We start from the raw sequence: 23662 nt of genomic DNA, 5'->3' as shown, positions 1-23662 counted from the left end.
TTAGAGGTTTATATGAAACGAAAAAATCTTTTTTATGGAGTACTTTTTGTATCTATGTGTATATTGGGTGGCTGTGCTGAGTTAAAATCAATGGCAGGTGATGTAGCTACTTCAGCAAAAGATAGTGCTGTGATGAGAGCTAAAGCAGAAGCCAGCGTAAGAGCATCGGAAGCAACCGGTAAGATATTAGGTTCAAAATATTAGGTCAAAGAATGAAGAAAAATTAAGGATGGTAATGTTTAACCATCCTTTTTTTTAGCATAATGAAATAGATACTGAGAAAGTATAGCTTATAGATTTTTAAACTTGAGATTTTGTCTGAAATCCGTATAATCGCCCCGATTTTTAAAGGAATGGAAATTCGTTTTACGAAAATCCATTTCTTTGTTTGACGTAAGCCCGATTTATAAGTAAAATCGCGCTCTATTTTTATAACTCTTGTTTTGGATTCAAAACACTAAAACATTTCTGACTTAGGTAGATTACAATGAAACGTACATTTCAACCTTCTGTATTAAAACGTAGCCGTACTCACGGTTTCCGCGCTCGTATGGCAACAAAAAACGGCCGTCAAGTTTTAGCTCGTCGTCGTGCTAAAGGTCGTAAAAGTTTATCTGTATAATCGCTGTAGTTAGTGGTTAAGCTAAACTTTTCTAGGGAGTTACGTTTGTTAGCTCCCTCCCAATTCAAATATGTCTTCGAACAGCCGTTTCGAGCCAGCACTCCTGAAATCACTATTCTAGCCCGAAGAAATAATCTTGAGCATCCCCGCTTGGGTCTGACCGTTGCCAAAAAACATTTAAAACGTGCACATGATCGCAATAGAATAAAGCGTTTGGTGCGGGAAAGTTTTCGTTTATCGCAACATCGTCTTCCTGCTTACGATTTTGTTTTTGTGGCAAAGGGGGGAATTGGCAAGCTTGATAATGCAACGTTTTATCAGACACTGGAAAAATTATGGATGCGACACGTTCGTTTGGCGCAAAAATCTTAATTGGCTTAATTCGTGTTTATCAGGTTACCATTAGTCCTCTAATCGGTCCCCGTTGTCGATTTGTACCAAGTTGTTCGTGTTATGGCATTGAGGCATTAAAAACGCACGGTGCGTTAAAAGGTGGTTGGCTTACATTAAAACGTGTATTAAAATGTCACCCTTTGAACGCCGGTGGATTCGATCCCGTTCCGCCGAAGATTAATAATAACGATGAGAAAAAATAATGGACTCAAGACGTAGCCTATTAGTGTTAGCACTAATTTTTATTTCTTTCCTTGTTTATCAGCAATGGCAAATGGATAAAAATCCTCCCCCGCCGGTAGCTGAACAAACGGTTTCAATGACTTCAGATGTCCCTGCAAGTTCTTCTTCATCCGGTCAAATTGCGACGGATTCACAAATTAAAGGCCGCCTTATTACTTTAGAAAATGATGTTTTCCGCTTGAAAGTGGATACATTGGGTGGTGATGTGGTGAGTTCCGAATTATTAAAATATGATGCGGAATTAGATTCTAAGACGCCTTTTGTGCTGTTAAAAGATTCTCCGGAACACGTATATATTGCACAAAGCGGTTTGATTGGTAAAAACGGTATTGATACAAAATCAGCTCGTGCGCAATATCAAATTGAAGGCGATAGTTTTAAACTGGCGGAAGGTCAGGATTCGCTTTCTGTGCCGTTAGTTTTTGAAAAAGACGGTGTAAGCTATCAAAAAGTATTTGTTTTAAAACGTGGCAGCTATGATGTGGGCGTGGATTACAAAATCAATAACCAAAGTGGCGAAGCGATTGAAGTTGAGCCTTATGGTCAGTTAAAACATACGCTTGTAGAAAGCTCCGGTAACGTAGCTATGCCGACTTATACCGGCGGAGCCTATTCTTCCTCCGAAACCAATTACAAAAAATACAGTTTCTCCGATATGAAAGATGCAAATCTTTCAATTAATACCAAGGCTGGTTGGGTAGCTGTGTTACAGCACTATTTTGTGTCTGCATGGATTCCGAATCAAGATGTCGATAATCAATTTTATACCATTACCGATAGCAAAAATAATGTTGCTTCCATCGGTTATCGTGGTTCAATCGTGACAATTCCGTCCGGCGCACAAGAAACCATTTCCAGCACTTTATGGACAGGACCGAAACTTCAGAACGAAATGGCAAAAGTGGCAAATCACTTGGACTTAACCGTTGATTATGGCTGGGCTTGGTTTATTGCGAAGCCATTATTCTGGCTATTGACCTTTATTCAAAGTATCGTGTCTAACTGGGGCTTGGCGATTATCTGTGTGACTATTGTGGTGAAGGCTATTTTATATCCATTGACTAAAGCACAATATACTTCTATGGCGAAAATGCGTATGTTGCAACCGAAAATGCAGGAAATGCGTGAACGTTTCGGTGATGATCGTCAACGTATGAGCCAAGAAATGATGAAACTTTATAAAGAAGAAAAAGTAAATCCGTTAGGCGGTTGTCTGCCTATTCTTCTTCAAATGCCAATTTTCATCGCATTATATTGGACGTTTATGGAAGCGGTGGAACTTCGTCACGCCCCGTTCTTTGGTTGGATTCAAGATTTATCCGCACAAGATCCGTATTATATTCTGCCAATCTTAATGGGGATTTCTATGTACTTGTTGCAAAAAATGTCGCCGACACCGGTGGCTGATCCGATGCAACAAAAAGTGATGAATTTTATGCCGTTGATCTTTATGTTTTTCTTCCTTTGGTTCCCGGCAGGGCTAGTGCTTTATTGGTTAGTATCTAACTTAATCACTATCGTACAACAGCAATTAATCTACCGTGGATTAGAGAAAAAAGGATTACACTCCAGTAAGAAATAAGAATCAAAAAAGCACCTAATAGGTGCTTTTTTATTGCCAACTAAAGCCGTCTTTATGAAAGAAAGCTTTACTATAGCTTTTGTCTGGCTATAGTAAAAAGTGCGGTTAAAAAACTCATTATTATGTAGCAGTTGCACAAAGAGAATTTTATTTCCAATCTTTATCGGGAGTAGGGTTCGTTAGCCGTAGGAGTAATATACCATTTCATCTGTCGGTGAGTTGCAGCTTCGCCTAACGCCCCCTACAATGGTTTGTGCAACTGCTACATAATGCCGAAAAAACTTTAATTTTTCCAACCGCACTTTATTGTTTTTAGCGTTTAAACATTCCCCCTAGCTTGCCGAGACCGCCCATACCGCCGCCCATTAGACCTTGCATTCCACGCATCATTTTTGACATACCGCCTTTGCGCATTTTTTTCATCATTCTTTGCATTTCATCAAATTGTTTGAGTAATTTGTTTACATCTTGCACTTGTGTGCCGGAACCTAATGCAATGCGGCGGCGGCGAGAGCCTTTAATGATGTCAGGATTGGCACGCTCTTTTAGCGTCATAGAATTTATGATGGCTTCCATTTTTATGAACATTTTGTCATCTACTTGATTTTTTACGTGATCCGGTAAATTTTTTGCGCCGGGTAGTTTTTCCAACATAGACATCATTCCGCCCATTTTTTTCATTTCGACAAGCTGTTCGCGGAAATCATCTAAGGTGAAAGTGTCCCCTTTTTTGAATTTTTGCGCGATTTTTTCCGCTTTTTCGCGATCAACGGAACGCTCAAGATCTTCGATAAGCGACAGCACATCACCCATACCAAGAATACGGGAAGCTACACGATCCGGATGGAATGGTTCTAGGGCTTCGGTTTTTTCGCCAACCCCTAAAAATTTGATCGGCTTACCGGTAATTTGACGAATCGATAACGCCGCTCCGCCACGTGCATCACCATCTACTTTGGTTAGAATAACTCCGGTTAATGGCAAGGCTTCATTGAAGGCTTTGGCGGTGTTTGCCGCATCTTGACCTGTCATAGCATCCACGGTGAATAGTGTTTCAATCGGGTTCAATGCCGTATGGATTTGTTTAATTTCCTCCATCATTTCGCTATCAACGTGTAAGCGACCGGCAGTATCCACAATGAGTACATCGTAGAATTTAAGTTTTGCATCGGCAAGGGCTGCTTTGGCAATATCTACCGGATTTTGTTTTACATCAGACGGGAAAAAATCGACGCCTACGGACTGTGCCAAGGTTTCAAGTTGTTTGATAGCAGCAGGGCGATATACGTCAGCCGATACGACCAATACTTTCTTTTTATGACGTTCGCGTAAGAATTTGGCGAGCTTTCCAACGCTGGTCGTTTTACCTGCCCCTTGTAAACCTGCCATTAGGATTACCGCCGGCGGTTGGGTGGCAAGATTTAAACTTTCGTTGGATTCTCCCATGGCTTTTTCAAGCTCACGCTGAACAATTTTTAAGAACTCTTGTCCCGGCGTTAAACTTTTATTGACTTCTTCACCAAGCGCACTTTCTTTCACTTTAGCGATAAATTCACGAACCACCGGCAATGCCACATCCGCTTCCAATAATGCCATACGCACTTCACGCAGTGTCTCTTTAATGTTTTCTTCAGTCAGGCGCCCTTTGCCTGTAATATTGCGTAGTGTTTTTGAGAGGCGATCGGAGAGATTCCCAAACATAATATATCCTGTTTTTTATCCAAAAAATTGCTGTGATTATACCGAATTTTGGGCGTTTTTCATCATTTCAAATAAATTTATAGCGAATCCTCGATGAGAACGGTAAAATACGAATTATTCCTAATAAGCGAGAGTAAATTATGTGGTTTGCTGTTTTTTCGATACTTTTTTATTTAGCGAGCGTTTTAATGATTCTGCCGTTGCTTAATTCCGCAGATAAAGCGCAATACCGTCCGAGAAAAATGCCGTTTTTTTTGACCGCACTTACGGGCATTATTTTTCACGCGGCAAGTCTTTATCCTTCGTTGCGGGAACTGGCGCAATTACACACCTTTACCCTTGTAGAAATCAGTTCATTGATGAGTGTGAGCATTGCGGCGTTGGCGGTATTGGCAATGTTGGTCGTTAATTCGATTTGGTTTTTATTGCCGATTGTATTTTCTTTCTCCGTTCTTAATCTCATTTTGGCGACATTTATGCCAAGCCATCTTATCCGCTTGTTAAATCAAGATTCGGCGATGTTATTTCACATTGGTTTGTCGATTTTTACGTATTCCGTTTGTGTCATCGCAACCCTTTATGCGATTCAGATAGCTTGGATTGATCGCAGTCTCAAAGCCAAAAAAACCGCCTTTTCGGCTGTGATGCCTTCATTAATGACAGTGGAACGTCATTTTGCCCATTTATTTGCAACAGGGGAGTTGCTGCTGACTTTAACATTAATTTCAGGCGTTTATTATTCTATGAATGCGTTAACCGTGGAAAATATTCACAAAGGCGTCTTTTCGTTTTTAGCCTGGCTTGTGTTTGGAATAGCGCTTTTGGGGCATTGGAAATTCGGCTGGCGCGGAAAAAGGATGATTATTTACGCTATTTCAGGTATTATCTTACTCACGATTGCTTATTTCGGCAGTCGATTAATTTAAAATAAGGGCGAACCGATATGTTCGCCTTTATCGTCAGATGATTTTATATTGTAGCGGAGATGCCGTTATCAATTGCTGACACTCAATGTTCCGTAGAGTGATTGAAACAAGGTTTCAGGCACAAATATTAAAAGTGTCCTACGGGTTATGATTAATCAACAAAAGGATTTCCCCTTGGATAGTATCCCCCTTAGTAGTTTATTTATTACTCTCATCATTTGTTTAGTTCTCTCTGCCTATTTTTCCGGTTCAGAAACAGGGTTGCTTTCTCTTAATAAATATCGCTTACGTTTTCTTTCCGAACAAGGTAATAAAGGTGCGAAAAAAGCCGAAAAATTGCTTGAAAACCCCGATACCTTGCTAAGTTTTATCCTTATTTTTAATAACCTTGTGAATATTAGTGCTTCCGCCATTGCAACCATGATCGGTATGCGCTTATATGGTGATGTCGGTGTAGCGATCGCAACAGGGCTACTTACCTTTATTATGTTAGTATTTTCCGAAATCTTTCCGAAAACCGTTGCGGCAATGCATCCGGAAAAAGTGAGTTTGTTTTCAAGCCATATTTTGACGATTTTGTTAAAAGTTTTTTATCCGATCGTGTGGCTAATGAATATTTTTACCAAATTACTTATGCGCCTTGTCGGTTTAAAGCCGGATATGCAAAAACAAGTGATTAGCCGTGAAGAATTAAGAAGCATTGTGACAGAAGCCGGAGAAGCCACACCGGATGAACAGCACCCGCAAATGTTGCTTTCCATTCTTGATATGGAGACGGTGACGGTAGATGATATTATGGTTCCACGCAATGAAATCGGCGGTATTGATATTGATGATGATTGGAAAGCAATTATGCGCCAGCTTAATCACGCCGCTCACAACCGAGTGGTGCTTTATAAAGGCAGCCTTGATGAACAAGTACTCGGTATCTTGCGTGTGCGTGAAGCATTCCGTTTATTATTGGAAAAAAATGAATTTACTAAGGAAACATTAATTCGAGCTGCGGATGAAGTGTATTTTATTCCGGAAGGTACACCGTTAAAAACTCAGCTTGCGAATTTCCGAGCCAATAAAGAACGTATCGGCTTAGTGGTGGATGAATACGGTGACATCAAAGGTTTGGTGACGTTAGAAGACATTTTGGAAGAAATTGTGGGTGAGTTTACGACTTCCACCGCGCCAACCATTGATGAAGAAGTTACGCAACAATCTGACGGTTCAATGATTATTGATGGCTCGGCAAATCTACGTGATCTCAACAAGATGTTCGGTTGGGAACTAGACACGGAAGATGCCCGAACTTTTAACGGTTTGATTCTTGAACATTTAGAAGAGATTCCCGATGAAGGCACGGTTTGCGAAATCGAAGGTTTGCAAATTACGATTTTAGAAGTCGCAGATAATATGATTAAGCAAGCGAAAGTCGTGAAACTTTAATCTAAAAAAACACGAAAAAATTTAACCGCACTTTGGTCTGCACCCCAAAAGTTGGGCAATCGACCCGACAGATTAAGGTGCGGATTTTTATGGGGAAAATTCAACGGCACTTAAATTAAACATCGTCAAAACGAGACTTAACGACCAATTGGGTATTCGAGAAACGGCTGAACGCTACATATCCAAGCCCTGAATATTTGCCTTAAATGTTATTTATTCGCTAAGATTACCGCTCTTGTCGGAGCTTGATAGCCCTCAATGGTTTTACTGTGATCATTCGGATCTAAGAAATCAATTAGGCTTTCATTTTCTAACCAATCGGTTTTGCGTTGTTCTTCAAGTGTCGTGGCAGCCACGTCAACACAGCGCACGTTGCTAAAACCGACTTTTTCTAGCCAGTTTATTAATGCCGGCACAGATGGAATAAAATAGACGTTTTTCATTTTTGCGTAGCGATCTGTCGGAACAAGAACCGTATTTGTATCGCCATTCACCACGAGGGTTTCCAGCACTAATTCCCCGCCTTTTTTCAGCTGATTTTTTAATTGTGTCAAATGATCCAAGGGGGATTTTCGATGGTAAAGCACTCCCATAGAGAACACCGTATCAAAGGCGGCGAGCGGTTGCATTTGTTCGATACCTAAAGGAATGAGATTTGCCCGGCGATCATGATTAAGTAGCTTACGAACCGCCTCAAATTGGCAAAGGAAAAGTTCTGTCGGATCGATTCCTACCACCGTTTTTGCACCTTCACCGACCATACGCCACATATGATAGCCGCTGCCGCAACCGACATCTAAAATAACACGATCTTTTAACGGCGCGAGATGGGGAAGAACGCGATCCCATTTAAAATCAGAACGCCATTCACAATCCAGATGAATATCAAATAAATGATAAGGACCTTTTCGCCATGGCATAAGTTGTTTCAAATGATGAATAATTCGCTGTTTTTCACCTTCGGAAAGAGGCAAAGTGCGGTCGGATTTTACCGCGTTTTTTAAATCGATCCTGTCAGCCTGTAAATCAGGCAGAAAATCCACAACTTTTGACCATTTGGCATAATCGCCGTGCGTTTGTTTTTCCCATTCTTTTAATTGAAGAGGGAGCGTTTCCAACCAATGGGAAAGCGGACCTATGGCAATTTTTTGATAAAAAGGGCGAAAATCAATCATTTGGCTTCCTTATAAGCTTTTTCCGCTTTATTGAAGGTTTCAATCACAGCTTGTGGCGGTTCGGTGGAAACGAGTGAAACGATAAGAATGGATAAGCTGCTAAATAAAAATCCCGGGATCATTTCATAGATTTTAAACCAGTCGCTTTCCACCGGAATAATGGCTTTCCATGAGAAAACGGTGATTGCGCCGACCAGCATTCCCGCCATTGCGCCTGAAGCGGTCATACGTTTCCAAAAGAGCGAAAAGAGGACAACCGGCCCGAATGCACTGCCGAACCCCGCCCAAGCAAACTCAACGAGTTTTAATACTTTGCTGTTTTCATCTTGGGCTATCCAAATCGCAATGAGGGCAATTACCAACACCATTAATCGCCCTAACCAAACGAGTTCTTTTTCCGAGGCTTTAGGTCGAATAAAACCTTTATAAAAATCTTCCGTTACAGAGCTGGAGGAAATTAATAATTGCGCGCTTAGCGTACTCATTACCGCAGCTAAAATCGCAGAAAGTAAAATACCGGCAATCCACGGATTAAATAATAATTTTGCCAATTCGATAAATACTTGCTCGGATTCGTGATTCACCGTGCCGGCAACGCTTGGATTGGCGAAGAAATAAGGAATGGCGAAGAACCCGATACCAATTGCCCCACCAAGGCAAAGTATCATCCAAGTTATACCGATACGACGTGCTTTTATAAGGGATTTTACCGAATAAGCCGCCATAAAACGTGCGAGTATGTGCGGTTGACCGAAATAACCTAACCCCCACGCAGCAAGACTTAATAAACCTAGCGGGGTTGTTGAGGTAAATAGATCGGTAAAATCCTTATTTGCCGCCATTTCCGCTTGGTCTAATATTGCCGAAAATTGTGTCGTATCCCCGATACTGATTAGAACGAAAACAGGGGTGAGGATCAACGCGAAGATCATCAATGTGGCTTGAATGGTATCCGTCCAACTTACCGCCAAGAAACCTCCGATAAATGTGTAAGCAATGGTTGCCGCTGCGCCAAACCAAAGTGTGGTTGAATATTCCACCGAAAAAAGATTTTGGAAAAGTTTTGCTCCGGCAACGACACCCGAGGCACAGTAAATGGTGAAGAAAACTAAAATAATTGTCGCAGACAGCATTTTCAGCAATTGATGCGAAGCCCCGAAGCGGTGATGAAAATATTCCGGCAATGTTAGCGCATTATGATTAAATTCGGTATAAACACGTAATCTGCCTGAAACAAGAAGCCAGTTAAAATAAGCACCGAGTATTAATCCGATGGCAATCCAGCCTTCTACTAAACCGGATAAATACACGGCACCGGGTAAGCCCATTAGTAACCAGCCCGACATATCGGATGCACCGGCTGACATTGCCGTGACAAAACTGCCTAAACGGCGACCGCCTAAAATGTAATCGGATAAATTATTTGTGTAATGATAAGCAAGCACACCGATAAGCAACATCCCGATAATATAAATCGTGAATGTGATCAGTGTCGGGTCAAAAACAAACATCAATATAACCCCAAAAAAAGTATCGAAAATTTGAGAAAGCTCGCATTTTATCTTATTTAAGTCTATTATTCTATTCCTTAAAAAAGGAGATACAGAGACAACAAAATGGATGCGGTAGAATTATTAATGAACGTTACACCGAATGAAACCCGAATAGCATTGGTGGAAATGGGTGTATTAAAAGAAGTACATATTGAACGCCGAGCCAAATGCGGCATTGTGGGAAATATTTATAAAGGTAGGGTGACACGTGTATTACCCGGTATGCAATCTGCATTTGTGGATATCGGCTTGGAAAAAGCTGCGTTTTTGCATGCATCCGACATTGTGTCTCATACGGAATGTGTGGACGAAAACGAACAAAAACAATTCAAAGTAAAAAGTATTTCTGAGCTGGTTCGTGAAGGACAAGATATCGTGGTACAAGTAGTAAAAGATCCGCTTGGTACGAAAGGAGCGCGCTTAACCACTGATATTACACTGCCGTCCCGTTATCTTGTTTTTATGCCGGAGAATAGCCATGTGGGCGTATCTCAGCGTATTGAGAGCGAAGATGAACGGGCACGCTTAAAGGCTTTGGTTGAACCTTTTTGTGATGAACTGGGCGGATTTATCGTTCGTACTGCAACAGAAGGTGCGAGTGAAGAGGAACTTCGTCAAGATGCGGAATTTCTCAAGCGTTTATGGCGTAAAGTGTTGGAACGAAAAACGAAGTATCCGACCCGTTCGAAAATTTATGGCGAACCGGCTTTGCCACAACGTATTTTGCGTGATTTTATCGGTACAACATTAGAAAAAATTCGTATAGATTCCAAACTTTGTTTCAACGAAGTAAAGGAATTTACCGATGAATTTATGCCTGAATTGAGTGATAAACTGGTTCTTTATTCCGGGAATCAACCGCTCTTTGATGTATATGGCGTTGAAAATGGCATTCAACAAGCACTGGATAAACGCGTAAATTTAAAATCCGGCGGTTATCTCATTATTGAACAAACGGAAGCAATGACCACAATTGACATTAATACCGGGGCATTTGTCGGACACCGAAATTTGGAAGAAACCATTTTCAATACGAATATTGAAGCCACGAAAGCGATTGCGCAACAACTTCAACTACGCAATCTTGGTGGGATAATTATCATTGATTTTATTGATATGCAGTTGGAAGATCATCAGAATCGTGTTTTGGAGTCTCTACAGGATGCGCTTTCAAAAGATCGCATAAAAACCAGCGTGAACGGTTTTACCCAACTAGGTTTGGTGGAAATGACGCGTAAACGTACCCGTGAAAGTTTGGAGCGCGTGTTATGTGATGAATGTCCTGCTTGCCGTGGTCGTGGTCGCATAAAAACGGTAGAAACCGTATGTTATGAAATTATGCGTGAAATTATTCGTGTATATCATTTGTTCAGCAGTGAACAATTTGTGGTGTATGCATCACCGGCTGTCGCAGAATATTTGATTAATGAAGAATCCCACGGGCTGCTTCCGGAGGTTGAAATGTTCATCGGAAAACGGGTTCAGGTGAAAACGGAGCCGTTTTATAATCAAGAACAGTTTGATGTGGTGGTGATGTAACAAGAAAGTGAAGAAAAAGAGCGGTCAATTTTGACCGCTCTTTTTATATAAAATTGTGAGCTACATCACATTTTTATAAGAAAATTAGGCATTCTAGGAATTATTCCTAGGTTTTCCGAGTTGCATTCGCAAGAGTAAGAATGAATTCCGATCTAATATGCGTGCAATTATTTAACTTGGAGTTTATCTTATGCTTAATTTTTTAAATGAAGTGAGAAAACCGACGCTTGATTTACCGGTCGAAGAACGTCGTAAAATGTGGTTTAAACCCTTCATGCAATCTTATTTGGTTGTATTTTTCGGCTATATGGCGATGTATTTGGTACGTAAAAACTTTAATATCGCTCAAAACGATATGATTGAAACTTACGGCTTAACCAAAACGCAACTAGGTATGATTGGTCTTGGTTTCTCAATCACCTATGGGTTGGGGAAAACCATCGTCTCTTATTATGCGGACGGTAAAAATACAAAGCAATTCGTGCCGTTTATGTTGATCCTTTCCGCACTTTGTATGCTTGGTTTTAGCGCAAGTATGGGCGGTAGTAGCATTGCGATTTTCTTAATGGTCGCATTCTATGCACTAAGTGGTTTCTTTCAAAGTACCGGCGGTTCTTCAAGTTATTCCACGATAACCAAATGGACACCGCGTAAAAAACGCGGCACATTCTTAGGGTTTTGGAATCTTTCTCACAATGTGGGCGGTGCGGCGGCTGCCGGCGTGGCATTATTTGGTGCAAATGTATTCTTTAACGGACACGTAATCGGAATGTTCGTGTTCCCGTCTATTATTGCGTTAATTATCGGTTTCATCGGTTTACGTTATGGAAGCGATTCGCCGGAAGCATACGGCTTAGGTAAAGCGGAAGAATTATTTGGTGAGGAAATTTCTGAAGAAGACAAAGACGCAGAAAAAAATCAACTCACTAAAAAACAAATTTTTGTTCAATACGTATTGAAAAATAAAGTGATTTGGTTACTTTGTTTTGCAAATATTTTTCTTTATATCGTGCGTATCGGCGTTGACCAATGGTCTCCGGTTTATGCTTATCAAGAACTTGGCTTTTCAAAAGATGCGGCGATTTCAGGTTTCGCCTTATTTGAAGTCGGCGCGCTTGTCGGTACGTTTTTATGGGGATATTTATCTGACTTAGCAAATGGTCGCCGTGCGTTATTGGCTTGTGTGGCATTGATTTTAATCACTTTCACGATTGGTTTTTATCAACACGCAAACAATGAAACGATGTATTTGGTAACTTTATTTGTTCTCGGTTTCTTAGTTTTCGGGCCGCAATTATTAATCGGTGTGGCGGCAGTCGGCTTTGTACCGAAAAAAGCGATTGCGGTCGCCGATGGAGTGAAAGGTACGTTTGCTTATTTAATTGGTGACAGTTTTGCAAAATTAGGCTTGGGTATGATTGCCGATGGTACGCCAATCTTTGGTTTAACCGGTTGGGAAGGGACTTTTGCAGCGCTTGATGCCTCAGCGATCCTTTGTATGATATTGCTTGCTTTTGTTGCGATAGCGGAAGAACGTAAAATCCGTCATTTGAAAAAACTTGAAGCACAGAAAAAATAATCAAAAGTCAATTTACTCATAAAGCCAAAGTGCGGTCGAAACTGAAAAAGTTTTTACCGCACTTTTTCCAAATGCTACAATTCGCCCCCTTAAAAAGAGGAATGTTACAATGATAAAGGTAGCTGTTATTGATGATCATATCATCGTGCGATCAGGATTTGCGCAACTCCTTTCACTGGAATCGGATATAGAGGTGGTCGGCGAGTTCGGTTCTGCAAAAGAAACCCGTCAAAATCTACCGGGTACGAAAGCCGATGTTTGTATTATTGATATTTCAATGCCTGATGAAAGCGGATTGGAATTATTAAAAAGCCTGCCTTCCGGTATTCATTGCATTTTAACCATCATACCTGCTTTCGCTTCTTTCGGTACCGTAATGATTTGAGATTCACTCATTTGTTTTGTTATCGTTTTCTCTTGGTTTTGTTGAAATATTCTACTATGGAGTTGTGTTATTTTAGCAGGGAATTACATTAGCCATAATCACCCCCTCACCCAATAAACCCCCAAGGTATAAACGGCGATGAAAAGCAAGATTCCGCCGAGTAGTTTTTGCGTAAGAACCGGAGGTAAGCATCGGCGGAGTTTCATTGAGAAAAAGCCGGTGATCATTGTGCTGCAAACCACAATGGCGACAATGGCGAAATTCACATAGCCGATTTGCCAACTGTTTGGCAAATAAAAGGGTGGGGTTTTGGCGAGATAGCCGTAGAGACTGCCTGTGCCGCCTAGGATCATCATTGTGTTGGTGTAAGGGGCGATTTGGCGGGGCTGAACGCTGTTTAATTGGCTGATAAGCGGTGCCATAATTGAGCCGCCGCCAATGCCGGTCATTCCCGCAATCGAGCCGCCGAGCAGGCATAATCCCATTCCTTTAATCAGGTCATTGCCGTTTGCCGAATGGGGTTTGGCGGCTTGGGAGCGAGACAGGGTTTTGAATGCTAAAAGGCTTAATGTGCCGATAAAAAGGCTGATTATAGCGAGATCAGGCACATAAAAGCTGCTTTCAAAGCCAATTTGCACACCGATGATCATTGCGATTGACCAGCACAATACCGATTTGACATTGATCGGAATATGCTGTTTGTAAAAATAGATAAGGTTAATCAATGCCGAACCGATAACAATCGTCAGGGAGGTGGCGGCAACCATTGGTAAAGGGAAATCGGGGAATAGGGTATAGAGTAGCGGCACCATTAACACACCGCCGCCAATGCCAAATACGGCGGACATTATATTGGTCATCACACCGCACAAAATTAAAATCAAAATTAGCGAAAGGCTCATCATTTACTCTCTATTTGCTTTCCGTTTTGGCACATTATCGGTTGTGGGGCAGCATTGGGTTTATGATCCTGCTCATATCGAATGAAAAATAATGTCAATTTTGTGATCTTGAGCACATTGCATTTATGATAATGGTCATAATTGTTTATTTTTCGTTGCATTATGCTAAAGCCGTATTCATTTCAAGCGAGGATAACAAAATGTTGATGACTATCGTCAGTTTTTTGCTCGTAACGGGCATTGTGGGGTTTATTTCGTGGCAGAAAACCAAAGATGATGATTTAAGCACATCCAAGGGGTATTTCTTAGCCGGTCGAGGCTTGGGTGGCTTGGTAATCGGCTGCTCAATGGTGCTGACTTCGTTATCCACGGAGCAGCTTATCGGCGTGAATGCCGTCTCTTATAAGGGCAATTTTTCGATTATTGCGTGGACGGTGCAATCGGTCATTCCGTTGTGTTTTTTGGCTCTCTATCTGTTGCCGAAATACATTAAAAACGGCTACACCACCATTCCGGAATTTTTTGAAAATCGCTTTGACCGCCAAACACGGCTGATAATGTCGGCTCTATTTTTGGTGTTCTATCTTTTTATCGTGATTCCGACCGCACTTTATACCGGTGCGATCGCCTTCAATAAGATTTTCAATCTGGAAACGGTGTTCGGGCTGACCTATGCCGAATCCATTGTTTATACGGTGGTGGCAATCGGCATTGTCGGGGCGGCGTATGCGGTATTCGGCGGCTTAAAAGCGGTGGCGGTATCCGATACGATCAACGCCGTGATTTTAGTCATCGGAGCGTTGCTTGTGCCGATTTTTGCCTTGATTTATCTCGGCAACGGCAGCTTTAGCGAAGGGTTAAGCATTATCGGCAATAACCATATTGAAAAATTTAACGCCATTGGCGGCGCTGATGATGCAGTGCCTTGGCAGGCGATGTTTACCGGTATTTTAATCGTCAATTTCTTCTATTGGACCACCAACCAAGCCATTGTGCAACGTGCCTTGGGGGCGAGAGATTTACAAGCGGGTCAAAAAGGGATTTTAATTGCAGCACTCTTCCTATTAACCTTACCGATTATCTTAAACTTACCCGGCTTATTAAGTTTCCATATTTTAGGCGACAGCGTAGAGCCGATGGACGCGTCATATCCGACCTTGGTAAACCGTGTATTGCCAACCTTTTTACAAGGCTTCTTTATTGCCGCACTATTCGGGGCAATTTTAAGTACCTTTAACTCTTTCTTAAATTCAGCGGCAACCATTTACTGCAAAGATTTATTGCCGTCGATCAGCAAAAAAACTTTCTCCGAACAGGAATTGATCCGCCACGCGAAAAAAGTGTCAGCGGTAATGGCGGTATTAACAATGATCATCGGGCCGTTGTTAATGTTCGGCACAGACGGCATTTTCCTATTAACCAAACGCTTTGCCGGCTTTGTGAACATTCCGATTGTCGCACTTTTCGCCGTGGGCTTGTTTAACAAAACCGTGTCCGGACTTGCCGCCCGCATTGCCTTGTTATTACACGTTGTGCTTTATTTCTCTATCGTTTGGGTATTTAATGTTAAAGTGAATTTCGTGTATGTAATGGCGGCATTGTTTGTGTTTGATGTGGTGGTGATGTTAGTGCTAGGGCAGTTCCTAAAACGTGAACCTTACCAAGAAAGCAAAGAGAACAAAGACGGCGTGGATCTCACCCCGTGGCGTTATGCCCCGATGACCGTGGCTTCCTTAGTGCTAGGCTTAATCGCATTGCATATTTTACTTTCTCCGCTAGGGCTTGCTTCTGCAAGCGGTCAGCCGTTGCTCATTTTAGGCATTTATGCCGTGTTGCAACTGTTGGTGGTATTAATGGCAAAAAAAGGGGCTAAATAATGAATATAATGTATATTCTGTTGGATCAGGTTCGTAAGGATATGCTCGGCACATATGGGCATCATATCGTCAAAACACCTAATCTGGATCGCCTTGCCGAGCAGGGCATCCGCTTCAATAATGCGTTTACGCCGGCTTCAGTGTGCGGGCCGGCACGCACGTCCTTGTTTACCGGCTTAATGCCGTCTTCCCATGGTATTATCAAAAACGGCGAAAAAGGCGGCACGGGCGAAATCAGCCGCCAAGCCCCGAATATCGCCAAACTGGACGGCTATAACTGTTATGTAGTGGGAAAATGGCACGTTGGCACAAAATCCGTACCGGAAGATTATGACATCAAAGGGCATAATTTTGACGGCTACGGCTATCCGGGCAGCGGCGTGTATAAAAATTTGGTGTTTAACCAACCGCCGACCCATTCCAACCGTTACCACGAATGGCTGCTTGAAAAAGGCTACGAGATTCCTGAAGTCAGCCGTGCCTATTTTGGCGACAATCCGCATTTACGGGTGCAGGAATTATGCGGTTTGCTATCCGGCACAAAAGAGCAAACCATTCCTTATTTTATTATTGATGAAGCGAAAAAATATATCGATCAATCCCTAGCGGAAGATAAGCCGTTTTTCACTTGGATCAACTTCTGGGGGCCGCATACCCCGTGCATTGTGCCGGAGCCTTACTATTCAATGTACAATCCCGAAGACGTGGTACTGGACGAAAGCTTTTTTAAACCGCTTGAGAACAAACCGGGGCATTTCCGCACCATTTCAAAAATGTGGGGAATGTGGGAAGCCGATGAAGCACGCTGGAAAGAAGTGATCACGAAGTTCTGGGGCTACATCAGCTTAATTGATGATGCCATTGGCGAATTGCTGGATTATCTGGCGGAAAAAGGCATTGATGAACAAACCTTTATTGTCGCCACCGCCGATCACGGCGATGCAATGGGGGCTCATCGAATGATTGAAAAAGGCGAATTTATGTTCGACACCACCTACAATATCCCTTTGATCGTTCGAGATCCGCAAGCCACACGGGTGAATAAACAAGATGACAATCTGGTCTATCTGCACGATTTAACATCAACGGTTTACGACATCGCCAAGCAGCCGATCCCGCAAGCCTTTGAAGGCGAAAGCCTGTTACCGATTGTGCGTGAAAATCGGGCAAATAACCGCAAAGGCATATTAGGGCAGCTTGCCGGTCATTTTGTCTATTTTGAGCAACGAATGTGGCGGCGTAAGGATTATAAATTGGTGTTCAACGCCACCGATCTATGCGAACTCTACGACATCCGCCAAGATCCGCAAGAAATGCACAACCTGTTTTATGACGAACGTTATCGGGCGATTAAACAGGAAATGCTGGAAGAAATGCGGCAGGAAATGAAAAAATTAAATGATCCGCTGGAGAATTGGGTATATCGTATTATCAATGAGATTTAAGCGATGAGACAAATGCACAAAATATTATTTTTGTGCATTTGTGATTATTTATAATGCTGAAAAATATCTTAAATTTCGACCGCACTTTTGACTTAACAGGATTATTGATGATGACTGCCCCTTACCTTTTGCCGAACAACCTGACCCATTGCCGTCTTAATCATTTGCACCAAATGAAAAAAGGCACGTCAATTTATAATCAGGGGGAGACCGCCCACGTTTTTTATTATCTCAACGCCGGGCTGGTCGGGCTGTATCACACCTTGGATAACGGCAAAGAAAGTTTGGTGCGGCTTTATTGCCAAGGGGATTATTTCGGCTTCCGCACGTTATTCGGGCAGGACGATCAGCACTATCATTGCAATGCGAAAGTGTTGATTGATGCCGAATTAACTCAAATCAAGCCGGATAATATCGAGCAATTTTTCCTGCACAATAATGAATTAAGCCGATTTTTATTGCAAACCTTGGCGAAAGAATTACGCGAAGCGGAGCAGCGATTGGCGAAAAGTGCCTATTTACGCACCCTTGATCGTGTGATCGATAGCCTTTATTTTTTAACCACCAATTTCCCTTATTATAATTGGACTTACCGTGAAATCGCCGAATATGCAGGCTGCGAAACAGAAACCGCCATTCGCATTGGCAAAGAGCTAAAACAAAAAGGCTTGTTTACCGATCTCTTCCCCCAACAGCAACGGGGAAAATAACCAATGTCCTTTTTTACCCCCCGTCCCGATTTTCGCCTAATGGCAAAGCCAAGCAGCTTCCATTGCAATATTCAGTGCGAATACTGTTTTTATCTGGAAAAATCCCTCTATTTCGGCGAAAAAACGCCCTTTATGTCGCCCGATACCCTGAAAAATTATATTAAAAACTACATACAATCCCAGCCGGGCAATCGGGTGGAATTTGTCTGGCAAGGCGGCGAGCCGACATTATTGGGGCTGGATTTCTTCAAAAGAGCGGTCGATTTTCAGCAAGAATTTGCCAAAGGCAAACTCATCAGCAACGCCTTTCAAACCAACGGCATTGCCTTAAACGCACAATGGGCGGCATTTTTCAAGCAACATCAATTTTTAATCGGCTTATCCATTGACGGTTTAAGTGCGGTGCATAACCGCTATCGCATTACCGCCAACGGCAACCCGACCTTTGAAAAAGCAGTGCGGGCAATGGCATTATTGCAGCAATATCAGGTGGATTTTAATACGCTCACGGTGGTAAATGCACAGAATTGGCAAAAGGGCAAAGAAACCTATCTTGCCTTAAAAAAACTAGGTTCAACCTTTATGCAGTTTATTCCGGTCGTGGAGCGGATCGGCAATCACGTAACCGATTTTTCCGTGCCGCAAAACGGCTACGGGCAGTTTTTATTTGATGTGTTTCAACAATGGTATCAGGAAGATGTCGGGCGGATTTTTGTGCTGGAATTTGATAACCTGCTCGGGCAATGGCTGGGCTACCCATCAAGCAGCTGCATTTATCAGCCCGTTTGCGGAAAATCCTTGGTGGTGGAAGCCAATGGCGATGTGTATGCCTGCGATCATTATGTCTATCCCGATTACCGACTGGGTAATTTAAATCATCAACCGCTGGCGGAGATTGTTCAATCGCCCCAACAGCAACAATTCGGCGAACAAAAAGCAGCGTTGGACGCTCATTGCCGCCAATGCGAATTTAAACCGTTATGCTACGGCGGTTGCCCGAAACATCGCTTTGTGCCGCTTGAAAATGAAACGGAAAAACATAACTATTTATGCCAATCTTACCGTTATTTTTTCCGCCAAACCGCCCCTTATATGCAACAAATGTGTCAACAAATTCAAGGAGTTAAATCCAATGAACATTAAAAAAGTCATTACGCTTGCCCACGAACTGGAGCTTTATCATTACAACGATATTCCCGTGCTGCATTTATCCCATTCTATCGGCACGGCAAAAATCGCTCTGCAAGGGGCTCAACTATTAAGCTGGCAGCCGAAAGGGGAAAATCGTGATCTGTTTTGGCTAAGTGAAATCGAACCGTTTAAATTAGGCACGGCAATTCGTGGCGGCGTGCCGATTTGTTATCCGTGATTTGGCTCAAGCCAACAGCCAGCACACGGTACGGCAAGGTTACGCCTATGGCAGCTGGACGACTATCGGATCGAAGCAGAAAAAGTGCGGTTGGTTTTCGCGTTGTTTGACGAGCAAGTCATTATCGAAGCAAAAATGACGATGACCTTTAGCGACAAATGCCGCCTAACCTTTACCCATTACGGACGGCAAGCGGCACAGGTTGCTCTGCATAGCTATTTTAACCTTGGCGACATTGCCCAAACGGAAATCGAACTGCTGCCGACTCAATGCTTTAACAGCCTGACCGGACAGCAGGAAAGCGTGCCAAGCCGCCGCACGATTGGCGAAAATGTCGATTACATTTACTGCATTGACCCGATGAGCCGCCAAACCAACCACATTATCGACCACCAATTTCAACGCCAAATCCGCCTTGAACATCATCACGCCGGCGAATTGGTACTCTGGAACCCGTGGCACAAGCCAACAAGTGCAATGAGCGAAACGGCATATCAAACAATGGTCTGCCTTGAAACCGCCCGCTTAAGTTAACCGTTGCGGTTCGGGGAGCAGCTTGAAGTGGATATTTCGGTTGGGGGGTAAGGTTTCATTGCGTTTTTCTAAAAAATACTTCTTATAATAGGTTGGGGATTAGTCCAACTTTTAAAGGAGTCGCTCAGAAAAAATTTGGATGACGAAATTGGCTAAAAAAGTGCGGTCGAAACTGAAAAAGTTTTTACCGCACTTTTTCCAAATGCTACAATTCGCCTCCTTAAAAAGAGGAACGTTACAATGATAAAGGTAGCTGTTATTGATGATCATATCATCGTGCGATCAGGATTTGCACAACTCCTTTCACTGGAATCGGATATAGAAGTGGTCGGTGAGTTCGGTTCTGCAAAAGAAACCCGTCAAAATCTACCGGGTACGAAAGCCGATGTTTGTATTATTGATATTTCAATGCCTGATGAAAGCGGATTGGAATTATTAAAAAGCCTGCCTTCTGGTATTCATTGCATTATGCTTAGCGTGAATGACAGTGAAATGATCGTTAGAAAAGCGTTGGAACTTGGGGCAAAAGGTTATTTAAGTAAACGTTGTAGCCCTGATGAATTAATTCAAGCCGTGAGAACGGTGAACGCCGGTGGTGTGTATTTAATGCCGGAATTAATGGCGAAATTAGTCTCGAACCGCAATCATAATCCGTTGGAGCAATTAACCAAACGTGAATTGCAAATTTGTGAGTTGCTAAGTCAGGGACTTGAAGTAAAAGAAGTCGGGGAAAAATTAGGCGTAAGTTTTAAAACGATTCATGCCCATCGTGCCAATATTATGAGCAAATTAGATGTGAAAAATAATGTTGAATTGACAAATCTATTTCATCAATATCATTAGCAATGAAGTCTCTTATCGCTTACCTTTGCGGGGGAATAATGATGTTTTGCGCCTACTTTGCAATGTGGGCGATTTCAGATTATTTGCTAGGTAATGCTTTATTGGCATTACTATTTTTGCCTTTTGCCCTGCGTTTGGGGATTAATCTACATACCCCGAAAATATTTTGGTTTGTTAGCTATGGAGCGGAAGTTTGCGTATTCGCATTGCTTATGTATGCCTCACCGGAAGAGGATTATTTTTCGGCGATAATTCTAAGTGTTTGTAGCTTACCCATTACCGCCATTATGCGCGAATATTATCAAGGTAATGAAAGACGAAAACTTGCCGTGCAAGGTGTATTGGCACTAGGGGTGAGTGTATTCAATGGATTGATTGGCATGGCGCTATCGCAGCCTTTTTTCTACACTTTTCTCACTGCCTTAACCGGTATGCTGTTGATTGTTCCCGTTTGTTTTTTAGGAAATGAATATTTATTTAAACGTCATTGGATTCCACTCACGGCAAAATTGGCGCATAAACCGATTTCTTTACGCACAAAACATATTTTGATTTATATCTTATTGTTTTTAATTAATATTTTTATTCAGATCTATACGCCGGAAGAATTTCACCGCTTTGCTTTATTTTTCCTTTCTATTCCGATTATCCTGCTTGCCTATTATTACGGTTGGCAAGGGGCGATTTTGGGCACGCTGCTTAATAGCATTACGTTAATCGCTTCAATCGGACATTTTTCTCGAGGCGAATTAACGGATTTATTTCTATCCATTTCAGCACAAACCATCACGGGGATTTTTTTAGGGCTTGCGGTTCAATATCAACGTGATTTAAACCGAAATTTAACTTCGGAACTGACGAGAAATCGTGATTTAACCCGTAAACTCATCAATACGGAAGAAGCGATCCGCCAACAAATTTCACGTGAATTACATGATGAAATCGGACAAAACATCACGGCAATTCGTACTCAAGCTTCTATTATGAAACGCCTTGAACAATCGCAAAAAATAGAAAAAGTCAGCCATACCATTGAGCAGCTTTCGCTTAATATTTATGACACGACAAAAGGCTTACTCAATCGTCTTCGCCCGAAAATGTTAGATGATTTATCATTACATCAAGCGATCCAAAACCTATTTTTAGAACTGGATTTAAAAACTCACGGTATTTCGACCGCACTTTTTTGGGAAAATGAAGAGAATGTTCAACTGAATCATATTGAAGAAATCACCCTTTATCGTCTATGCCAAGAAGGGTTAAACAATATTGTGAAATACGCTTATGCCGATAAGGTGAAGATTTCAATCAAAATACAAGAAAAGATCTACCTATGGATTGAAGATAACGGCAATGGCTTTCAGCCTGATTCCGTAAAATACGGTTTTGGCTTGAAAGGTATGCAAGAGCGGGTTGATATTTTATGCGGGACGTTTCAATTGATTTCCCGTGAGCGCACGACATCACCGCATCAACACGGTACTTGTATTAAGATTACTTTGCCTAGGATTTAAAAATGAGCAAATTTACCCCGGAAATCGACCGCACTTATGGCTATTGGCGAGTACATTTGATGTTTGCAATGTATCTTGGTTATGCCGGTTTTTATCTTACACGTAAAAGCTTTAATTTCGCCGTACCGGAAATGATCACCGTGCTTGGTGTTGATAAAAGCGATATTGGGTTGATGGCGACATTGTTTTATATTACATACGGCTTTTCCAAGTTTTTCTCCGGTATTTTTTCCGATAAAGCCAACCCACGTTATTTTATGGCTATCGGTTTGATGATGACAGGGATCATGAATATTTTTTTCGGGTTATCCGATTCCGTATTGTTTTTCACCGCACTTTGGGTGGCGAACGCTTGGTTTCAAGGGTGGGGCTGGCCTGCTTGTTCAAAATTGCTGACCACTTGGTATTCACGTAACGAACGTGGGCGTTGGTGGTCGATTTGGAATACGGCACACAATGTGGGCGGGGCGCTTACCCCTTTAGTGATTGGTTATGTAATATTGCATTGTAGTTGGCGTGATGGTTTTGTGATTGTCGGTGGTTTAGCGATTTTTATCGGTCTCTTTTTGTTATGGCGATTACGCAATACGCCGGAATCAATGGGATTACCGAGTGTCGGTCATTGGCGTGATGATAAATTAGAACTCACTCAGGAAAAGGTTGCCCCTTATCTAAGTTGGCGAAAAATACTACGTCATTATGTTTTTCTGAATAAATATATTTGGTTGCTCGCATTGAGTTATACATTGGTGTATATCGTACGTACCGCAATTAATGATTGGGGAAACATTTATCTCACCGAAAAACATCATTATGACCTCGTGTCGGCGAATAGTGCATTAGCGGTATTTGAAGTTGGGGGGATTTTAGGATCGCTGGTCGCCGGCTGGGGATCGGATCGTTTATTTTCCAGTAACCGCGGACCAATGGCATTGATTTTTGCAATCGGCATTTTCCTTTCTATTACCGCATTATGGTTGTTACCGAAAGAAAATTACATTCTACAAGTTACCTTATTTTTTATCGTAGGATTTTTTATTTTCGGCCCTCAAATGTTAATTGGTATGGCCGCTGCCGAGTGCTCCCATAAAAAAACACCCGGAGTCGCAACCGGATTTATCGGGCTATTTGCTTATCTTGGTGCTGCGATTGCCGGCTATCCTCTCGCATTAGTTATGCAGTATTTTCATTGGCGTGGCTTTTTCGTTTTTATCGCTTTTTGTGCCGCAGGTATTGCAATTTCGTTATTGCCGTTTTTGAAAGCGCAAAATGACTGAGCGTGAATTTGAAGCGCAATCGTTAAGGGAGTAATCACGGAATTTTACCCAAATAG

At 42.1% G+C, this 23662-nt stretch carries 21 protein-coding genes and 1 pseudogene; 18 read left to right on the top strand and 4 right to left on the bottom strand.

The window, feature by feature from the left end; genetic code table 11:
- The first annotated feature begins 12 nt into the window (after nucleotides 1-12).
- The 5 genes from IHV77_RS02575 to yidC all read left to right on the top strand — a co-directional run bounded on the left by IHV77_RS02575 (nucleotide 13) and on the right by yidC (nucleotide 2840).
- Nucleotides 13-204: a hypothetical protein gene (locus IHV77_RS02575; protein ID WP_194812598.1), complete on the top strand. Its 192-nt coding sequence runs from the start codon at nucleotides 13-15 to the stop codon at nucleotides 202-204.
- A gap of 283 nt (nucleotides 205-487) precedes the next feature.
- The gene (gene rpmH / locus IHV77_RS02570; protein WP_194812597.1) at nucleotides 488-622 is read left to right on the top strand and encodes a 50S ribosomal protein L34; all 135 of its coding nucleotides are present in this window, start codon (nucleotides 488-490) and stop codon (nucleotides 620-622) included.
- Nucleotides 623-634: 12 nt separating this feature from the next.
- Nucleotides 635-994: a ribonuclease P protein component gene (gene rnpA, locus IHV77_RS02565; protein WP_194812596.1), complete on the top strand. Its 360-nt coding sequence runs from the start codon at nucleotides 635-637 to the stop codon at nucleotides 992-994.
- The gene (yidD, locus tag IHV77_RS02560) at nucleotides 958-1218 is read left to right on the top strand and encodes a membrane protein insertion efficiency factor YidD (protein ID WP_194812595.1); all 261 of its coding nucleotides are present in this window, start codon (nucleotides 958-960) and stop codon (nucleotides 1216-1218) included. The genes rnpA and yidD overlap by 37 nt, the downstream gene beginning before the upstream one ends.
- Nucleotides 1218-2840 carry a membrane protein insertase YidC gene (gene yidC / locus IHV77_RS02555; RefSeq protein ID WP_194812594.1) on the top strand — a complete coding sequence of 541 codons (1623 nt, stop codon included), beginning with the start codon at nucleotides 1218-1220 and terminating at the stop codon, nucleotides 2838-2840. The genes yidD and yidC overlap by 1 nt, the downstream gene beginning before the upstream one ends.
- A 312-nt stretch (nucleotides 2841-3152) precedes the next feature.
- Here yidC and ffh read toward each other — a convergent pair whose 3' ends face one another.
- Nucleotides 3153-4541: a signal recognition particle protein gene (gene ffh, locus IHV77_RS02550; RefSeq protein ID WP_194812593.1), complete on the bottom strand. Its 1389-nt coding sequence runs from the start codon at nucleotides 4539-4541 to the stop codon at nucleotides 3153-3155.
- Between the two features lie 140 nt (nucleotides 4542-4681).
- On the opposite strand from ffh, the gene IHV77_RS02545 reads away from it, so the two are divergent.
- Together IHV77_RS02545 and IHV77_RS02540 are read left to right on the top strand one after the other, a co-directional pair.
- Nucleotides 4682-5467 (top strand): cytochrome C assembly family protein, encoded by a 786-nt coding sequence (locus IHV77_RS02545; protein WP_194812592.1) that lies wholly within the window; start codon nucleotides 4682-4684, stop codon nucleotides 5465-5467.
- A 174-nt stretch (nucleotides 5468-5641) separates the two neighbouring features.
- Nucleotides 5642-6904 carry an HlyC/CorC family transporter gene (locus IHV77_RS02540; protein ID WP_194813204.1) on the top strand — a complete coding sequence of 421 codons (1263 nt, stop codon included), beginning with the start codon at nucleotides 5642-5644 and terminating at the stop codon, nucleotides 6902-6904.
- Between the two features lie 209 nt (nucleotides 6905-7113).
- Here the strand turns inward: IHV77_RS02540 and cmoB are convergent, their stop codons facing one another.
- Together cmoB and putP are read right to left on the bottom strand one after the other, a co-directional pair.
- Entirely contained in the window at nucleotides 7114-8079 is a 966-nt protein-coding gene (gene cmoB / locus IHV77_RS02535; protein ID WP_194812591.1) for a tRNA 5-methoxyuridine(34)/uridine 5-oxyacetic acid(34) synthase CmoB, read from the bottom strand.
- Entirely contained in the window at nucleotides 8076-9590 is a 1515-nt protein-coding gene (gene putP, locus IHV77_RS02530) for a sodium/proline symporter PutP (protein WP_194812590.1), read from the bottom strand. Before putP ends, cmoB begins: the two co-directional genes overlap by 4 nt.
- Before the next feature lie 105 nt (nucleotides 9591-9695).
- Here putP and rng point away from each other — a divergent pair, with 105 nt between their 5' ends.
- The 3 genes from rng (at nucleotide 9696) to IHV77_RS02515 (ending at nucleotide 13135) form a co-directional block, all read left to right on the top strand.
- Nucleotides 9696-11171: a ribonuclease G gene (gene rng, locus IHV77_RS02525; RefSeq protein WP_194812589.1), complete on the top strand. Its 1476-nt coding sequence runs from the start codon at nucleotides 9696-9698 to the stop codon at nucleotides 11169-11171.
- Nucleotides 11172-11361: 190 nt separating this feature from the next.
- On the top strand, nucleotides 11362-12750 hold the full coding sequence (gene uhpT / locus IHV77_RS02520) for a hexose-6-phosphate:phosphate antiporter (protein WP_194812588.1): 1389 nt from the start codon (nucleotides 11362-11364) through the stop codon (nucleotides 12748-12750).
- Nucleotides 12751-12859: 109 nt separating this feature from the next.
- Complete coding sequence (locus IHV77_RS02515) at nucleotides 12860-13135, top strand: response regulator (RefSeq protein WP_408635275.1); 276 nt, start codon at nucleotides 12860-12862, stop codon at nucleotides 13133-13135.
- Between the two features lie 98 nt (nucleotides 13136-13233).
- On the opposite strand, the gene IHV77_RS02510 is transcribed toward IHV77_RS02515, so the two are convergent.
- The gene (locus IHV77_RS02510; protein WP_194813203.1) at nucleotides 13234-14037 is read right to left on the bottom strand and encodes a sulfite exporter TauE/SafE family protein; all 804 of its coding nucleotides are present in this window, start codon (nucleotides 14035-14037) and stop codon (nucleotides 13234-13236) included.
- A 200-nt stretch (nucleotides 14038-14237) separates the two neighbouring features.
- On the opposite strand from IHV77_RS02510, the gene IHV77_RS02505 reads away from it, so the two are divergent.
- The 8 genes and pseudogenes from IHV77_RS02505 (at nucleotide 14238) to uhpC (ending at nucleotide 23606) form a co-directional block, all read left to right on the top strand.
- The gene (locus tag IHV77_RS02505; RefSeq protein WP_194812587.1) at nucleotides 14238-15914 is read left to right on the top strand and encodes a solute:sodium symporter family transporter; all 1677 of its coding nucleotides are present in this window, start codon (nucleotides 14238-14240) and stop codon (nucleotides 15912-15914) included.
- Nucleotides 15914-17359, top strand: coding sequence for a sulfatase-like hydrolase/transferase (locus tag IHV77_RS02500; protein ID WP_194812586.1), 1446 nt, complete (start codon nucleotides 15914-15916; stop codon nucleotides 17357-17359). Before IHV77_RS02505 ends, IHV77_RS02500 begins: the two co-directional genes overlap by 1 nt.
- 110 nt (nucleotides 17360-17469) lie before the next feature.
- Complete coding sequence (locus tag IHV77_RS02495; protein WP_408635290.1) at nucleotides 17470-18069, top strand: Crp/Fnr family transcriptional regulator; 600 nt, start codon at nucleotides 17470-17472, stop codon at nucleotides 18067-18069.
- A gap of 3 nt (nucleotides 18070-18072) precedes the next feature.
- Nucleotides 18073-19212 (top strand): anaerobic sulfatase maturase, encoded by a 1140-nt coding sequence (locus IHV77_RS02490; RefSeq protein WP_194812585.1) that lies wholly within the window; start codon nucleotides 18073-18075, stop codon nucleotides 19210-19212.
- Nucleotides 19202-19972, top strand: a pseudogene (locus tag IHV77_RS02485) (D-hexose-6-phosphate mutarotase). Before IHV77_RS02490 ends, IHV77_RS02485 begins: the two are co-directional and overlap by 11 nt.
- Before the next feature lie 240 nt (nucleotides 19973-20212).
- A complete protein-coding gene (gene uhpA, locus IHV77_RS02480; RefSeq protein WP_194812584.1) occupies nucleotides 20213-20815 on the top strand; it encodes a transcriptional regulator UhpA in 603 nt (200 codons plus the stop codon).
- 38 nt (nucleotides 20816-20853) lie between these two features.
- The gene (gene uhpB / locus IHV77_RS02475) at nucleotides 20854-22329 is read left to right on the top strand and encodes a signal transduction histidine-protein kinase/phosphatase UhpB (protein ID WP_232842170.1); all 1476 of its coding nucleotides are present in this window, start codon (nucleotides 20854-20856) and stop codon (nucleotides 22327-22329) included.
- Nucleotides 22330-22331: 2 nt separating this feature from the next.
- The gene (uhpC, locus tag IHV77_RS02470) at nucleotides 22332-23606 is read left to right on the top strand and encodes an MFS transporter family glucose-6-phosphate receptor UhpC (RefSeq protein ID WP_194812582.1); all 1275 of its coding nucleotides are present in this window, start codon (nucleotides 22332-22334) and stop codon (nucleotides 23604-23606) included.
- The last annotated feature ends 56 nt before the right edge of the window (nucleotides 23607-23662 follow it).

It is taken from the genome of Rodentibacter haemolyticus, assembly GCF_015356115.1.
GTDB classification, from domain to species: Bacteria; Pseudomonadota; Gammaproteobacteria; order Enterobacterales; family Pasteurellaceae; genus Rodentibacter; species Rodentibacter haemolyticus.
This window is presented reverse-complemented; position numbering and strand designations above follow the sequence as displayed.

Bases quoted from the DNA above. Each gene is read 5' to 3' on its own strand.
- IHV77_RS02515 (WP_408635275.1), top strand. From the start codon at position 12,860: ATGATAAAGGTAGCTGTTATTGATGATCATATCATCGTGCGATCAGGA.
- IHV77_RS02510 (WP_194813203.1), bottom strand. From the start codon at position 14,037: ATGAGCCTTTCGCTAATTTTGATTTTAATTTTGTGCGGTGTGATGACC.
- IHV77_RS02545 (WP_194812592.1), top strand. From the start codon at position 4,682: ATGTGGTTTGCTGTTTTTTCGATACTTTTTTATTTAGCGAGCGTTTTA.
- uhpT (WP_194812588.1), top strand. From the start codon at position 11,362: ATGCTTAATTTTTTAAATGAAGTGAGAAAACCGACGCTTGATTTACCG.
- cmoB (WP_194812591.1), bottom strand. From the start codon at position 8,079: ATGATTGATTTTCGCCCTTTTTATCAAAAAATTGCCATAGGTCCGCTT.
- IHV77_RS02505 (WP_194812587.1), top strand. From the start codon at position 14,238: ATGTTGATGACTATCGTCAGTTTTTTGCTCGTAACGGGCATTGTGGGG.
- IHV77_RS02500 (WP_194812586.1), top strand. From the start codon at position 15,914: ATGAATATAATGTATATTCTGTTGGATCAGGTTCGTAAGGATATGCTC.
- yidC (WP_194812594.1), top strand. From the start codon at position 1,218: ATGGACTCAAGACGTAGCCTATTAGTGTTAGCACTAATTTTTATTTCT.
- yidD (WP_194812595.1), top strand. From the start codon at position 958: ATGGATGCGACACGTTCGTTTGGCGCAAAAATCTTAATTGGCTTAATT.
- putP (WP_194812590.1), bottom strand. From the start codon at position 9,590: ATGTTTGTTTTTGACCCGACACTGATCACATTCACGATTTATATTATC.
- uhpB (WP_232842170.1), top strand. From the start codon at position 20,854: ATGATGTTTTGCGCCTACTTTGCAATGTGGGCGATTTCAGATTATTTG.
- IHV77_RS02575 (WP_194812598.1), top strand. From the start codon at position 13: ATGAAACGAAAAAATCTTTTTTATGGAGTACTTTTTGTATCTATGTGT.
- IHV77_RS02490 (WP_194812585.1), top strand. From the start codon at position 18,073: ATGTCCTTTTTTACCCCCCGTCCCGATTTTCGCCTAATGGCAAAGCCA.
- rng (WP_194812589.1), top strand. From the start codon at position 9,696: ATGGATGCGGTAGAATTATTAATGAACGTTACACCGAATGAAACCCGA.
- ffh (WP_194812593.1), bottom strand. From the start codon at position 4,541: ATGTTTGGGAATCTCTCCGATCGCCTCTCAAAAACACTACGCAATATT.
- rpmH (WP_194812597.1), top strand. From the start codon at position 488: ATGAAACGTACATTTCAACCTTCTGTATTAAAACGTAGCCGTACTCAC.
- IHV77_RS02495 (WP_408635290.1), top strand. From the start codon at position 17,470: ATGACTGCCCCTTACCTTTTGCCGAACAACCTGACCCATTGCCGTCTT.
- uhpA (WP_194812584.1), top strand. From the start codon at position 20,213: ATGATAAAGGTAGCTGTTATTGATGATCATATCATCGTGCGATCAGGA.
- uhpC (WP_194812582.1), top strand. From the start codon at position 22,332: ATGAGCAAATTTACCCCGGAAATCGACCGCACTTATGGCTATTGGCGA.